Origin of the sequence: Pseudomonas wenzhouensis, from assembly GCF_021029445.1 — a bacterium.
Taxonomy (GTDB): domain Bacteria; phylum Pseudomonadota; class Gammaproteobacteria; order Pseudomonadales; family Pseudomonadaceae; genus Aquipseudomonas; species Aquipseudomonas wenzhouensis.
Map to the genome: position 1 here is coordinate 2,751,976 of NZ_CP072610.1, position 13,567 is coordinate 2,765,542.

Consider the following 13,567-nt stretch of genomic DNA (forward strand, 5'->3'; position numbering starts at 1 on the left):
CATGCCTGCTCAGCCCACTCAATGCAGGCGCTTGCGGCACATCAACTGCGCCAGTTTGGTACTGTCCGGCCGTTCGACAATGCCTTTCTCGGTCACGATGTAGTCCACCAGATCAGCAGGCGTCACATCGAACAGCGGATTGACTGCAGGCACATCAGTTGCCACGCGATGCCCGGCCACCTCCAGCAACTCACGACCATCACGCTCTTCGAGGCGCATGTCCTCAGCGTCTTCCAGGCTCATGTCGATGCTCGAACTCGGTGCCACGACCATCATCCGCACCCCATGGTGCATGGCGTTGACCGCCAACTGATAGGTGCCGATCGTGTTGACGACATCGCCATTGGCGGCAATGCACTCAGCCCCCACGACCACCCAGGTGATGCCCTTGGTTTTCATCAGATGAGCAGCGGCGGCATCGACATTGAGGCTGACCGGCACACCATCGCCCGCCAGTTCCCAGGCCGTGAGGCGGGCACCGTGCAACTCGGGACGGGTTTCATCGACATAAACATGTTCGAGCAAATCATCCAGATACGCTGCGCGAATCACGCCAAGCGCCGTACCGAAGCCGCCGGTCGCCAGCGCGCCGGCATTGCCGTGCGTCAGCAATACCTGCGGGTTGCCCTGATGCTTGCGAATCAGCTCGATGCCCAGTTGCGCCATGGTCAGGTTGGCCTCGCGGTCGCTCAGGTGAATGCCAACTGCCTCGGCCTCCAGCAGCGCCAGCATGTCATCGCCGTCCTTGAGCCGCATCAGGCGCTCACGCATACGCTGCAAAGCCCAGGACAGGTTGACGGCCATCGGCCGCACGTGCGCTAGACGGGCAAAATCGGCCTCCAGCGCCTCACGCCAGTCACCACCGAGCGCCAGCCGGGCCCGCGCCCCCAGCACCAGAGCGTAAGCCGCCGCGATGCCGATAGCCGGGGCACCACGCACCACCCCGTCGCCAATCGCGTCCGCCACCTCGGCAGCCGTTTCGAAACGCAGCCAGGTTTGCCGATGCGGCAGCAGGCGCTGATCGAGCGCGTACAGCGCGCCCTCGCGCCACTCGATGGCCTGAACCTTCTCCACCGCCAGCAATTGCTCGCGCATCGCGCACTCCATCCTAACCGCCAAAAAATCGCGGATTATACGCAGACAGCCAGGCGCCAGCCGAACAATCCGGCGGCCCTGGCGACTTCAAGCCAGGCACGTTCATCTATACACTGGCGGGCTTTCCTGCATCGATCAAGCCAGACGGACACGCCATCATGCCCGACGCCCCTCTCGACCTGTTGCTGCTGCCCACCTGGCTGGTGCCCGTGGAGCCCGCCGGGGTCGTATTGCGCGAGCATGGTCTGGGCATACGCGACGGCCACATCAGCCTGATCGCCCCCCGCGCCGAAGCACTGCGCCACCGGGCAACGCAGGTTTTAGAGTTGCCGCAATGCCTGCTTGCACCGGGGTTGATCAACGCCCATGGCCACGCCGCCATGAGCCTGTTTCGCGGCATAGCCGACGATCTGCCGCTGATGACCTGGCTGCACGAACATATCTGGCCTGCCGAAGGCAAATGGGTCGACGAGAACTTCGTCCGTGACGGCACCGAGCTGGCCATCGCCGAACAGATCAAGAGCGGCATCACCTGCTTCTCCGACATGTATTTCTACCCGCACACCGCAGCCGACTGCGTGCATGCGGCGGGCATGCGCGCACAGATCACCGTGCCGGTGCTGGACTTTCCGGTACCTGGCGCACTCAATGCGGCCGAAGCACTGCGCAAGGGCTTGCAGCTGTTCGACGACCTCAAGCAACACCCGCGCATCCGCATCGCCTTCGGCCCACATGCGCCCTATACAGTCAGCGACGACAAGCTCGAGCAGATTCGCATGCTGGCCGACGAGCTGGATGCCGGTATTCACATGCATGTTCACGAAACCGCCGAGGAAGTGGCCGACGCCGTCGCCAGGCACGGTGAACGCCCGCTAGCCCGCCTGGCCCGCCTTGGCCTGCTCGGCCCGCGCTTTCAGGCCGTGCATATGACGCAGATCGATGATGCCGATCTGGCGCTGCTGGTCGAACACAACTGCAGCGTGATTCATTGCCCCGAGTCCAATCTCAAGCTGGCCAGCGGCTTCTGTCCGGTCGAACGCCTGTGGCAGGCGGGTGTCAATGTCGCCATCGGCACTGACGGCGCGGCCAGCAACAATGATCTCGACCTGCTCGGCGAAACCCGCACCGCCGCCCTGCTGGCCAAGGCCGTTGCCGGCTCTGCCACGGCCCTCAACGCGCACAGCGCCTTGCGCATGGCGACCCTCAATGGTGCCCGCGCCCTGGGCCTGGAAGCGCAGACCGGTTCGCTGGAGCCGGGCAAACTGGCCGACCTGGTCGCCTTCGACCTGTCCGGGCTGGCCCAGCAACCGATCTACGATCCGGTCTCGCAACTGATCTATGCCAGCAGCCGCGACTGCGTGAAGCATCTGTGGGTGGGCGGCAAACAATTGCTCGCTGATGGTCGCCTGACGCGCATGGACGAACAGGCACTGATCGCCAAGGCCAGGGAATGGGGAGCCAGGATTGCGCAAAGGTCGCCGGAGCCACCTGAGAACCATGCCCACGGTCTACGCTGAGCACACCACTGCGACAAACTGACATACATTGAACGAATCCGCGCCGCCCCATGCCCGATCTTAAACTGGCAACATAGCGGCAGTCCGCTTTCCACGCTTTGAAAGAGATGCTTATGAGCAACGTCGACCGCGCCGAAATCGCCAAATTCGAAGCCCTGGCACACCGCTGGTGGGATCGCGAAAGCGAGTTCAAACCCCTGCATGACATCAATCCGCTGCGCGTCAACTGGATCGACGAGCGCGTCAGTCTGGCCGGCAAACGCGTGCTGGACGTCGGCTGTGGCGGCGGCATCCTCAGTGAAGCCATGGCCCAGCGCGGCGCAACGGTCACCGGTATCGACATGGGCGAGGCGCCGCTTGCCGTCGCCCAGTTGCACCAACTGGAGTCCGGCGTCGAGGTCGACTACCGGCAGATCACCGCCGAGGCCCTGGCCGAGGAGATGCCCGGCCAGTTCGACGTGGTCACCTGCCTGGAAATGCTCGAACACGTGCCCGATCCGTCCTCGGTGATCCGCGCCTGCCACACCCTGGTCAAGCCCGGTGGCCAGGTGTTCTTCTCCACCATTAACCGCAACCCCAAAGCCTACCTCTTCGCCGTGATCGGCGCCGAGTACATCCTGCGCCTGTTGCCGCGCGGCACCCATGACTTCAAGAAATTCATCCGCCCCTCCGAACTAGGCGCCTGGAGCCGTGCCGCCGGCCTCGAGGTCAAGGACATCATCGGCCTGACCTACAACCCGCTGACCAAGCATTACAAGCTGGCCGCCGACGTCGACGTCAACTACATGATCCAGACGCTGCGCAAGGAGTAAGCACGCATGCGTTTGCAAGCAGTTCTCTTCGATATGGACGGCACCCTGCTGGACTCGGCGCCGGATTTCATCGCCATCACCCAGGCCATGCGCACAGTGCGCGGCCTGCCGCCGCTGGCCGATAAGCTCATTCGTGACCAGATCTCCGGTGGTGCCCGCGCCATGGTCGCCAGCGCCTTCGATGAGGCGCCGGACTCCGCCGCCTTCGAGGTGTTGCGCCAGGAGTTTCTCGAGCGCTACCAGCAGCATTGCGCGGTGCTGACCCGCCCGTTCGAAGGTATCGAAGCCCTGCTCGACGATATCGAACAGGCACGCCTGCTGTGGGGCGTGGCCACCAACAAACCTCTGCGCTACGCCGAGCCGATCATGCAGGGGCTGAAGCTGGCCGAACGCTCAGCGGTGCTGGTCTGCCCTGACCATGTCGAACGCAGCAAGCCCGCGCCGGACATGCTGTTGCTAGCCTGCCAGCAGATGGGGGTCAACCCCGAGGCCGTGCTGTTCGTCGGCGATGACGCCCGCGATATCGAATCGGGTCGCGCGGCAGGTTGCCGTACGGCAGCAGTGACCTACGGCTATATCCACCCCGAAGACAACCCGCGCAACTGGGGGGCCGACGTAGTCGTCGATCACCCGTCGGAACTGCGCGCGGTACTCGATCGCGCGCTCTGCAGCTGCTGATCGCGCAAGGCGGGTGAAACCCGCCATTTCTTCATTCGGCGGGGTTCACCCGCCCTACTCTCAAGAGCTTTGCGAAGGATCTTCACATGTTCGATTACACCGCCCGCCCAGATCTGCTCAAGGATCGCGTCATCCTGATCACCGGTGCCGGTCGCGGTATCGGTGCTGCGGCCGCCAAAAGCTTCGCCGCGCACGGCGCCACGGTATTGCTGCTGGGCAAGACCGAAGCCAACCTGAGCCAGGTTTATGACGAAATCGAGGCCGCCGGCCATCCGCAGCCGGTGGTGATTCCCTTCAACCTGGAAACCGCCCTGCCGCACCAGTACGACGAGCTGGCGGTGATGATCGAAAACGAGTTCGGGCGCCTCGACGGCCTGCTGCACAACGCCTCGATCCTCGGCCCGCGTACGCCGCTGGAGCAACTCTCCGGTGACAACTTCATGCGCGTGATGCAGATCAACGTCAACGCCATGTTCATGCTCAGCAGCACCCTGCTGCCACTGCTCAAGCTGTCGCAGGACGCTTCCGTGGCCTTCACTTCCAGCAGCGTTGGACGCAAGGGCCGGGCCTACTGGGGCGCCTATGCAGTGTCCAAATTCGCCACCGAGGGCCTGATGCAGGTCATGGCCGACGAACTGGACGGCATCGCCAACGTACGTGCCAACAGCATCAACCCAGGCGCCACGCGCACCGCCATGCGCGCCCAGGCCTACCCGGGAGAAAATCCGGCGACCCGTCCGCTGCCAGAAGACATCATGCCGCTCTATCTGTACCTGATGGGGCCGGACAGCAAAGGCGTCAACGGCCAGGCTTTCGACGCTCAGTAAACAGCCTCTGGCCCGCTAGCTTCAGCGGGCCAGGCCACGACAAAAATCCGTCACCCTCATTGCCGTGCGGCAGCACATTGCCACCAGTACCGCCAGACAACCGGCAAGTGCTTGCCGAACAACGCCTCAGAAATCATCTAAGTGACTGACTTCACAAGACTTTATTCCAACATGAACCACCTGGCACGAAATTCGCTCTAACCCTCTCGTCGCACCAACGCGCGAGAGGTTCAGCTCAATGGTTCCCCCCAGCCAGTCCAACACCATCGATTTCGATGCCGCCAAGTTGCAGCGTCTCGGTTTTACCGGCACGCGCAAGCTACCGCTCAAGCCTGCCGGCCTGGTGGAGTTGCGCCATCAACTGGGCCTGCAATTGCAAACCAGCCTGGACGTGGAACGCATCCTCAACCTGTTCTTCCGCGAAGTGCAGCGCCTGGTGCCGCTCGATGCGCTGGCGTTCCAGCATCCCGCCCATGACCTGCGTCTGGAACTGGGTGAGCGCGCACCACACTCGGCGGGCTATCGCTTGAGCCACGAGGGTGAGTATTTGGGGGAGCTGATCTTCCGGCGCAAACAGCGTTTTGCCGAAAACGAATTGATCCAGCTGGAATCGCTGCTCGCCAGCCTGCTGTTCCCGCTGCGCAATGCCCTGCTCTATCGCACGGCCCTGCAGAGCGCACTGCGCGACCCGCTGACCGATACCGGCAACCGTATTGCCATGGAGCAGGTCCTGCAGCGCGAGGTGGATCTGGCCCGCCGCAACCTGCAGCCACTGTCCGTGCTGATGGTCGATATCGACCACTTCAAGCGCATCAACGACAACCATGGTCATGCGCTTGGCGACGAAGTGCTGAAAGCCGTGGCGCAAACCCTGAAGAACCAGCTGCGCAATATCGACATGGTCTTTCGCTACGGTGGCGAGGAATTTCTCATCGTGCTTTCCGGCACCAGCCGGGAAAGCGCCGCCCTGGTAGGTGAACGCCTGCGCTTTGCAGTGATGGAATTGCAGTGCCTGGACGCGGGCCACCCCATTGATGTGTCCATCAGCCTGGGGTGTTCCAGCCTGCTGCCCGGCGAGTCGGTGGAAAGCCTGCTACGTCGCGCCGACAATGCGCTATACATCGCCAAGCGCGAAGGGCGCAATCGTCTGAGCATGGCGGGATAACCACGCCTGACAGAGGGCATTCGGGCAATACCTGTGCTGTGCTGCGCATCGTGAATAACAGGTGATTGCCCTTTGACCTCTACCTATTTATCCTGCGCACTTCCAATAGGAGTGCTCAGATATGGACTGTCGCCTACACATCACCTCGTTGAAACAGCTATTTGTCCTGCTCGGTTTCGCCCTTCTGGCAGGCGGCTGCAGCAGCACCTCTCAGCAGAGCGCCCGCTTCTGCGATAACAGTGGCTGTTCCGAACGCCCCCTCTCCTCCGTCTCAGCCGACTATCTGAACAAACCGGCTGTGGTCAAAAGCGAAGAAATCCTCAAGCTCGAAGAGGCTGCCGCCAGCGAACCCAAGGCCGCATACGATCTGTCCCTGCGTTACTTTCGAGGCGACGGCGTGCAGCGCAACAGTTATCAGGCTTTGCAATGGATGCGCAAGGCAGGCCATGGTGGTCTACTGGAGGCCCAGAAAGCGCTGGGCGGCTATTACCTGAGCGGTTTTGAGGAAATGGGCAGCGACCCTCAAGAAGCCGAAAAATGGCTGTCGATGGCAGCAGCGCAAGGCGACCAGGAATCCGCCGCGCGCCTGGCCGAAGCCACGGAAGCTAAGAAATCAGAAGCCGAAGACTACCGCTGGCGCAAGCACTGGCGTGAGTATTACCGCGGATACTGGTATCGAGGCTATTCGTACTTCGGCTACTGGCGACAAGGCTATTGGTACTACTACTGACAGCCCTCCAAATAAGCAAGAAAGCTCGGCCAGGGAAGGCAAGGGTGATCCCTGCCGCATCTGGCTAAGCGAATGATCGTCCGACACTACAACATATGGAGAAGTGCATTTCATGAACAAGGCTCGCATCCCATCCAAGCCTCTCAAACTGTTCAGCCTGTGCCTGCTGGGCGCGACTTTGTCGGCCTGCGCTGGCGGCGGCATGATCAGTACCGGCAACCAGTCCACCGCCATGTCCGGATCCGCCGGTGGTAGCACCAGCGTCGGCGCCAACCCAGAACTGGAGCGCTGCGATCGCACTCTGGGAACCATCGCCATCGATGATGGGCGCAATTCCGACTGGTATGGCCAGTTCGGCAGCGCAACCCAAGTCACCAGCATCGAACCACTCCTGCGCCTGGCAGTACAGCAATCCAACTGCTTCGTGATCACCTCCATCGGCAACCAGCAGCTAGACAGCCGCCTGAGCAAGATAACCGACCAGCAGCGCAATTCCGGCGAATACCGTGCCGGCTCCAACCAGCAAAAGGGCCAGCGCGTTGCCGCTGATTACTTCCTGGAACCCAAGATCATCATCGATAACGATTCGGTAGGCGGCGTGGGTTCGGCCATCGGCGGCCTACTGGGTAACAGCGCTGTGGCGGGTCTGGCGGGCGCCCTGCAATCGAAGGCATCGGTAGTAACCCTGTCGCTATTCGACATTCGCTCCTCCGTACAGATTTCCACCTCCGAAGGTAACGCCACCGCTACCAACTACGGTGCAGCCTTGGGCGCCCTCACCAGCAGCGGCGTGGCTGGCGGCCTGGGTGGTTTCTCCCGCACCCCGGAAGGTAAAGCCACCGTGGCAGCGTTCAACGACGCCTGGAACAAGATGATTGTCTCCCTGAAAAACTACAAAGCACAGGAAGTTGAAGGTGGTCTGGGTACCGGCGGTGTCTTGAAGGTCAACTGATCCTCACCCATGCCCAAACGAAAACGCCCCGCACAAGCGCTTGTGCGGGGCGTTTTCGTTTGTAAACCGCTTGGGGCTATAGCTTTCTAGCGCTTACGCCCGAAGCCTGGCCGTTGACCATCACCCGCTGGCGGTCGCTTACCCGGCGCAGCCGGGCGAGGCTTGCGTGCCGGACGCTCGGAAAGCTCGACAGCCGGGCGTGGCTGACGCTTCTTCACATCGCTCGGCCGTTCGGCGACCGGCGTGCCACGGTTGTTTTCACGGCGCTCACCACCCTCCTTGCGCGGTGCACGTGGCGTACGCTGCTCGCTCTCCTCACGGCGCGGCGCACGGCTCGGGCGGCTGTTCTCTGCACCAACCTCATCCTTCGCCGGGCGCAGCACACGCTTGCCCCGAACCTCGACCGGCTTGGCCGACTTGCGCTGCAGGCGGTCGAGCTTTTCGCGGGTTTTCTCCTTCATGGCCGGCAGTGCCTGCGGCGCCAGCCCAACTTCGGCACTGAGAATGTCCACTTCACGCTGATCCATCTCGCGCCAGCGGCCCATGGTCAACTCCGAGGTGAGGAACACCGGGCCGAAACGCACACGCTTCAGACGGCTGACCACCAGACCCTGCGACTCCCACAAACGGCGCACCTCACGGTTACGGCCTTCCATCACAACGCAGTGATACCAGTGGTTGAAGCCCTCGCCACCCGGCGCCTGCTTGATATCGGTGAACTTGGCCGGGCCATCCTCGAGCATCACGCCGGTCTTGAGGTTCTCCAGCATTTCCTCGGTGACCTCACCCCGTACACGCACCGCATATTCGCGGTCCATCTGGTAGGACGGATGCATCAGACGATTGGCCAGCTCACCATCGGTGGTGAACAGCAGCAGGCCTGTGGTGTTGATATCGAGGCGGCCGATATTGATCCAGCGGCCCTCTTTGGGGCGCGGCAGACGATCGAATACGGTCGGGCGACCTTCCGGGTCGTCACGGGTACAGATCTCGCCGTCCGGCTTGTTGTAGATCAGCACGCGGCGAACGGAGCCGGTGATTTCTTCACGCTTGATCAGACGGCCATCGAGGGCGATGGCGTCGTTGGCATCGACGCGCTGCCCAAGCGTCGCATCTGCACCATTGACCTTGACCCGCCCTTCGGCGATCCAGGTTTCGATCTCGCGACGTGAAGCCAGCCCGAGGCGGGCCAGAACTTTCTGCAGTTTCTCGCCTGCAGGACGCGGTTGTTCGTGCTCAGTCATCTTGGGCACCTCCCGGTGTAGTAGTTGATGATCGAAGGGCGCGCATGATACGCGCTGTGGCGTTCATAGGGTAGACGATGCCACAGCATTCGCCCGAATAAGACGGCCAGCGCCAGGGTAAATTCCTGCTGCTACACGTCCGCCACCTCAGGCAACAGCAGCGCCTCACCATCGATCAGCGCCTGCAACGCCAGAAACTCCAACGCCGATGCCCGCCAGGACTGCGCCGCTGCCAACTCGGCGCAACGCCCTCTATCCAGTTCCAGTGCCGCCAGGCAGGCAGTGCGCAGATTATCGTCCATCACCCCACTCAGCCCCTCCCGCAGCACATCCAGCGGCCCGGCCACCGGGAAAGCCGCTACCGGCGTACCGCAGGCCAGCGCCTCGAGCATCACCAGACCATAGGTATCGGTGCGCGACGGAAAGACCAGCACCGGGGCAGCGCGATAGGCCTCGGCCAGCGCCTGCCCATGGCGATAGCCGAGAAAGCGTACCTGCGGATACTGTCGTTGCAGCATCTCACGCTGCGGGCCGTCGCCAACCACATGTTTCTCGCCTGGCAGGTCCAGTTCGAGAAAGGCCTGCAGATTCTTTTCCGGCGCGATACGCCCGACGAAGAGAAACACCGGGTGCAGCGGGCGCGGGCGTGACTGATCGGGGCAGAACAGGCGCGTGTCGACGCCCTTGCGCCATAGCTGCAACCGGCGCAGGTTCCAGCCGGCGAACTCTGCGCGCAGACGCTCGGTGGTCACCAGCACGGCCTGACTCGGCCGGTGAAAAGCGCGCAGAAAGGCATAACCCCAACGTGGTGCGATCCACGGCCAACGGGTGCTGACATATTCGGGGAAGCGCGTATGGATCGCCGTGGAAAATGCCAGCCCACGCCGCACCAGCCAACCTCTCGCCGCCCAGCCCAGCGGCCCCTCGGTGGCCAGATGCACGCAGTCCGGACGGAAGTCGCGAATCGCCGCACCGACGCGCCAGAGATCCCACACCAGCGGGATCTCCGGATAAGTCGGACAGGGTACGACGCGAAAATCGGCGGGCGACAGCAACTTGACCTGATGACCCAATCCGCGCAGTTCGCCGACCAGCGCGGCCAGGCTGGTGACCACGCCATTGACTTGCGGCGCCCAGGCGTCGGAGACGATCAGTATTCTCATGCGCCGCTCTCGAAGACGATTGCCCGCTCCTCGCTGGCCAGGCGCGCCTGCGCTTCGGCCAGGCGGTAGAGTTCGATCGGGCCATCCCAGTGCTCGATCAATGCCGTGCAGGACTCCACCCAGTCGCCACAGTTCATGTACTCGACACCATTAACCTGACGGATTTCGGCGTGATGGATGTGACCACAGACCACCCCTTGCAGCCCACGCTTGACGCACTCGTGAGCGATGGCCTCCTCGAAGTCGCTGATGAAGTTCACCGCTGTTTTGACCTTGTGCTTGAGGTACGCCGACAGCGACCAGTAGCCATAGCCCCAGCGGCTACGCCAGTGGTTGAGCCAGCGATTGAGGGTGAGGGTCAACTCGTAGGCCGAATCACCAAGAAAGGCCAGCCAGCGGTGGTAACGGGTGATCACGTCGAACTGGTCGCCATGGATCACCAGCAATTGGCGACCATCGACGGTGACGTGCACCGCCTCATCCACCAGTTGGATGTTGCCCAGCAGCAAGCTGGAATAACGGCGCAGAAATTCGTCGTGATTTCCGGTGACGTAGATCACCTCGGTGCCGCGCTTGCTCATGGTCAGCAGACGGCGGATCACGTTGGTGTGCGCCTGCGGCCAATAGATGCCGCCGCGTAGCTTCCAGCCATCGATGATGTCGCCCACCAGATAGATACGATCAGCGTGATAACGCTTGAGAAAGGTCGCCAGGTGTTCGGCCTGACAGTCACGCGTGCCGAGATGCACGTCGGAAATCCACAGGGTGCGGACTCGTTGCTTGCGGCTGGGCTTGGCGAGCTGAGCGCTGGTCATGGGCGGCCTCCGGCTGGGTTTAGACGAGCTTGAGGCGTTGCGGTGAAAGACCTGTGACAGGCAAAAGACCATTGCGTGACGCAGCATCGCTTCCACACTGGCGTTACACTGCTGCGGTTGCCGAGGAAACCGCCATGCCCCCGATCCTGTCCCTGCGTCATTACAGCCACGAAGTGCTCAGCCACAGCCACGACCATGCGCAGCTGGTATTTGGCCTGGCAGGTGAGCTGCAATTCGAAGTGGATGGCCAGGGCAGCCAGGTGCTGCGCCATCAACTGGCTGTGGTGCCGGCTACAGCACGGCATACCTGCGGCAGCCCACGTGGCAGCCAATGCCTGGTACTGGACCTGCCGGCCAACGACTGGCTGGAACGCCAGCTCGGCCACCATGCGAGCGATATCCAGCGTTTGCTGGACAAGCCCAACGCCCTGCAACTCGATCCCTCACAGGGGCAGTTGCTCAATTGGCTGGCCAGCAGCCCGATCAATGACCCGATCATCGCCGGCCAGGGTGCGGCTCTGCTGCTCGGCAGCCTGGCCTGCAGCCGCCAGCAACGTGAAACAGCGGGTTTGCCCCTGGCTGCACTCGATCACTACATCGACCAGCATGCGGCTCACCCGCTGCAGGTAGCAGATCTGGCACGCCTGGCCGGTCTTTCGGTGGCGCGTCTGCATGCCCGTTTTCTCGTCGAAACTGGCCGTACGCCCATGGAGCACATCCGCCAACGGCGCCTGCAATTGGCTGAACAGCTACTGCGCGACAGCGACCTGGCGGTTGGCGAAATCGCTGCACGGGTCGGTTACAGCTCGCAGAGTGCCTTCACCGCCGTCCTCTCCCGCCATCTGGGCATGACCCCAAGGCAGTTGCGCCGCGCGCGCTAACAACCTTATTCGCGCCACACCCGTGAAATCGCCGCGGATATCATCCGGGCTACAGCGGGTTCGCCGCACTCAGCCGAGACACTAACGAGAGCCTGGCGACAAAACTCATCACTCCCGCGACAGACAGTTGTCGCCGGCGCCACCTAGACTGCGCCGCATCATCGAGGAGTACCCCATGCAAAGCATCGAATGGCAGGATTTCGAAAAAGTAGAGCTGCGCGTCGGCACCATTCGCAGCGCCCGTGCCAATGAAAAAGCGGTGAAGCCGGCCTACGTACTGGAAGTCGATCTCGGCGAACTGGGCATCAAGACCTCCAGCGCCCAGGTCACCGCGCACTACAGCTGTAGCGAGCTGATCGGGCGCCAGGTGCTGTGCGTGTGCAACTTCGCCCCCAAACGCATCGCCGGGGTGCGTTCCGAAGTGCTGGTCACCGGTGTCTATGACAGCGAGAACCGTGTCGTCCTGGCCGGCTTCGACAAACCGCTGCCGAACGGGGCGCGCCTGGCATGACTGAGCGTAACGCCCTGCTGGCGATTCACCTGGGCGCCCTGCTGTTCGGCCTGTCGGGCATATTCGGCAAACTGGCAGCCACCACGCCGAACATGATTGCAGGTGGCCGCGCGATCTTCGCCGTGCTCGCCCTTGGCCTGGCGGCGCTGCTCTGGCGCAGCCGTAACGCGCAGCGCCCGACCCTGCGGCAGTTGGCCTTGCTGGCGCTCGGCGGTCTACTGCTGGGCACGCATTGGATTACCTTCTTCGAGTCGGTGAAGATCTCCGGCGTGGCCATTGCCACGCTGGGATTCGCCAGCTTTCCGGCCTTCACCGTACTGCTGGAAGGCCTGCTGTTCCGCGAGCGCACCCGCCCCGGCGAGTTCGCCATGGTCGGCGTGGTGTGCGTGGGGTTGGTACTGGTCACGCCCGAGTTCAGCCTGACCAGTGACGCCACCGTCGGGTTGCTCTGGGCCGTACTATCGGGGTTTCTGTTCGCCCTGCTGTCGCTGCTTAACCGCGCCAGCACCCGTGGCCTCGATCCGGTAAAGGCTGCGCTATACCAGAACATCACGGTGCTGATCTGCCTGCTGCCGCTTGCCTGGCCGCTGCTGCCCAGCGTGCGCCCGATAGACTGGCTGTGGCTGGCCATGCTTGGGATCTTCTGTACGGGGCTGGCACACAGCCTGTTCGTTGCCAGCCTGCGCGTACTCAAGGCACGCACCACGGCAGTGATCTTCGCCCTGGAGCCGGTCTACGGGATTCTGTTCGCCTGGTGGCTGTTCAGCGAGCAACCGACACTGCGCATGCTGGCCGGTGGTGTGCTGATCGTCAGCGCCATTGTCGTATCGGCGCGTATGGCACGGCGAACCTGAGCGCCTAGCGGTCGTTGTGCCCCAGATCGCGCGCCGGGTCGATCTGATCGCGTACACGCTGCTTGAGCACCTTGGCCTCGGGAAAGCCTCCATCGGCCTTGCGCTCCCAGATCTACCGGCCATCGCAGAGGATACGGAATACGCCGCCCGTGCCGGGCTCCAGGCTGACGCGCGCCAACTCGTCGGCAAAGGTACTGAGCAGTTCCTGAGCCAGCCAGGCAGCGCGCAGCAACCATTGGCACTGGGTGCAATAGGTGATGACGATTTCAGGCTTCTGAACGGACATGACAACGGCTCTACGATGGGGCTAGGTGCCTATAATA

14 protein-coding genes and 1 pseudogene are annotated in these 13,567 nt (G+C 62.7%); 10 read left to right on the forward strand and 5 right to left on the reverse strand.

Annotated elements, in window-relative coordinates:
• Positions 1-18: 18 nt before the first annotated feature.
• Entirely contained in the window at positions 19-1,095 is a 1,077-nt protein-coding gene (gene mtnA / locus J7655_RS12620; RefSeq protein ID WP_230924748.1) for an S-methyl-5-thioribose-1-phosphate isomerase, read from the reverse strand.
• Between the two features lie 158 nt (positions 1,096-1,253).
• Between mtnA and J7655_RS12625 the strand changes: the two genes are divergently transcribed.
• The 7 genes from J7655_RS12625 to J7655_RS12655 all read left to right on the forward strand — a co-directional run bounded on the left by J7655_RS12625 (position 1,254) and on the right by J7655_RS12655 (position 7,776).
• Entirely contained in the window at positions 1,254-2,612 is a 1,359-nt protein-coding gene (locus tag J7655_RS12625) for a TRZ/ATZ family hydrolase (RefSeq protein WP_230924749.1), read from the forward strand.
• A gap of 113 nt (positions 2,613-2,725) precedes the next feature.
• Positions 2,726-3,424 (forward strand): bifunctional 2-polyprenyl-6-hydroxyphenol methylase/3-demethylubiquinol 3-O-methyltransferase UbiG, encoded by a 699-nt coding sequence (gene ubiG / locus J7655_RS12630; protein WP_147812290.1) that lies wholly within the window; start codon positions 2,726-2,728, stop codon positions 3,422-3,424.
• A gap of 6 nt (positions 3,425-3,430) precedes the next feature.
• Positions 3,431-4,102: an N-acetylmuramic acid 6-phosphate phosphatase MupP gene (gene mupP, locus J7655_RS12635; RefSeq protein ID WP_230924750.1), complete on the forward strand. Its 672-nt coding sequence runs from the start codon at positions 3,431-3,433 to the stop codon at positions 4,100-4,102.
• 86 nt (positions 4,103-4,188) lie between these two features.
• Positions 4,189-4,929 (forward strand): YciK family oxidoreductase, encoded by a 741-nt coding sequence (locus tag J7655_RS12640; RefSeq protein ID WP_230924751.1) that lies wholly within the window; start codon positions 4,189-4,191, stop codon positions 4,927-4,929.
• Positions 4,930-5,167: 238 nt separating this feature from the next.
• Positions 5,168-6,094: a GGDEF domain-containing protein gene (locus tag J7655_RS12645; RefSeq protein WP_230924752.1), complete on the forward strand. Its 927-nt coding sequence runs from the start codon at positions 5,168-5,170 to the stop codon at positions 6,092-6,094.
• Between the two features lie 148 nt (positions 6,095-6,242).
• On the forward strand, positions 6,243-6,824 hold the full coding sequence (locus J7655_RS12650) for a tetratricopeptide repeat protein (protein ID WP_230924753.1): 582 nt from the start codon (positions 6,243-6,245) through the stop codon (positions 6,822-6,824).
• A gap of 112 nt (positions 6,825-6,936) precedes the next feature.
• Positions 6,937-7,776 (forward strand): penicillin-binding protein activator LpoB, encoded by an 840-nt coding sequence (locus tag J7655_RS12655; protein ID WP_230924754.1) that lies wholly within the window; start codon positions 6,937-6,939, stop codon positions 7,774-7,776.
• A gap of 86 nt (positions 7,777-7,862) precedes the next feature.
• Here J7655_RS12655 and rluB read toward each other — a convergent pair whose 3' ends face one another.
• The 3 genes from rluB to J7655_RS12670 form a co-directional block, all read right to left on the reverse strand.
• Complete coding sequence (gene rluB / locus J7655_RS12660) at positions 7,863-9,020, reverse strand: 23S rRNA pseudouridine(2605) synthase RluB (RefSeq protein WP_230924755.1); 1,158 nt, start codon at positions 9,018-9,020, stop codon at positions 7,863-7,865.
• Positions 9,021-9,151: 131 nt separating this feature from the next.
• A complete protein-coding gene (locus J7655_RS12665; protein WP_230924756.1) occupies positions 9,152-10,183 on the reverse strand; it encodes a glycosyltransferase family 4 protein in 1,032 nt (343 codons plus the stop codon).
• Entirely contained in the window at positions 10,180-10,998 is an 819-nt protein-coding gene (locus J7655_RS12670; RefSeq protein ID WP_230924757.1) for a UDP-2,3-diacylglucosamine diphosphatase, read from the reverse strand. The genes J7655_RS12665 and J7655_RS12670 overlap by 4 nt, the downstream gene beginning before the upstream one ends.
• 134 nt (positions 10,999-11,132) lie before the next feature.
• Here J7655_RS12670 and J7655_RS12675 point away from each other — a divergent pair, with 134 nt between their 5' ends.
• The 3 genes from J7655_RS12675 to J7655_RS12685 all read left to right on the forward strand — a co-directional run bounded on the left by J7655_RS12675 (position 11,133) and on the right by J7655_RS12685 (position 13,244).
• Entirely contained in the window at positions 11,133-11,879 is a 747-nt protein-coding gene (locus J7655_RS12675) for a helix-turn-helix transcriptional regulator (RefSeq protein ID WP_230924758.1), read from the forward strand.
• Positions 11,880-12,054: 175 nt separating this feature from the next.
• Positions 12,055-12,390, forward strand: coding sequence for a tRNA-binding protein (locus J7655_RS12680; RefSeq protein WP_230924759.1), 336 nt, complete (start codon positions 12,055-12,057; stop codon positions 12,388-12,390).
• The gene (locus J7655_RS12685; protein WP_230924760.1) at positions 12,387-13,244 is read left to right on the forward strand and encodes a DMT family transporter; all 858 of its coding nucleotides are present in this window, start codon (positions 12,387-12,389) and stop codon (positions 13,242-13,244) included. The genes J7655_RS12680 and J7655_RS12685 overlap by 4 nt, the downstream gene beginning before the upstream one ends.
• 4 nt (positions 13,245-13,248) lie before the next feature.
• Here the strand turns inward: J7655_RS12685 and J7655_RS12690 are convergent.
• Positions 13,249-13,530 (reverse strand): annotated as a pseudogene (locus tag J7655_RS12690) (Rdx family protein).
• Positions 13,531-13,567: the final 37 nt, after the last annotated feature.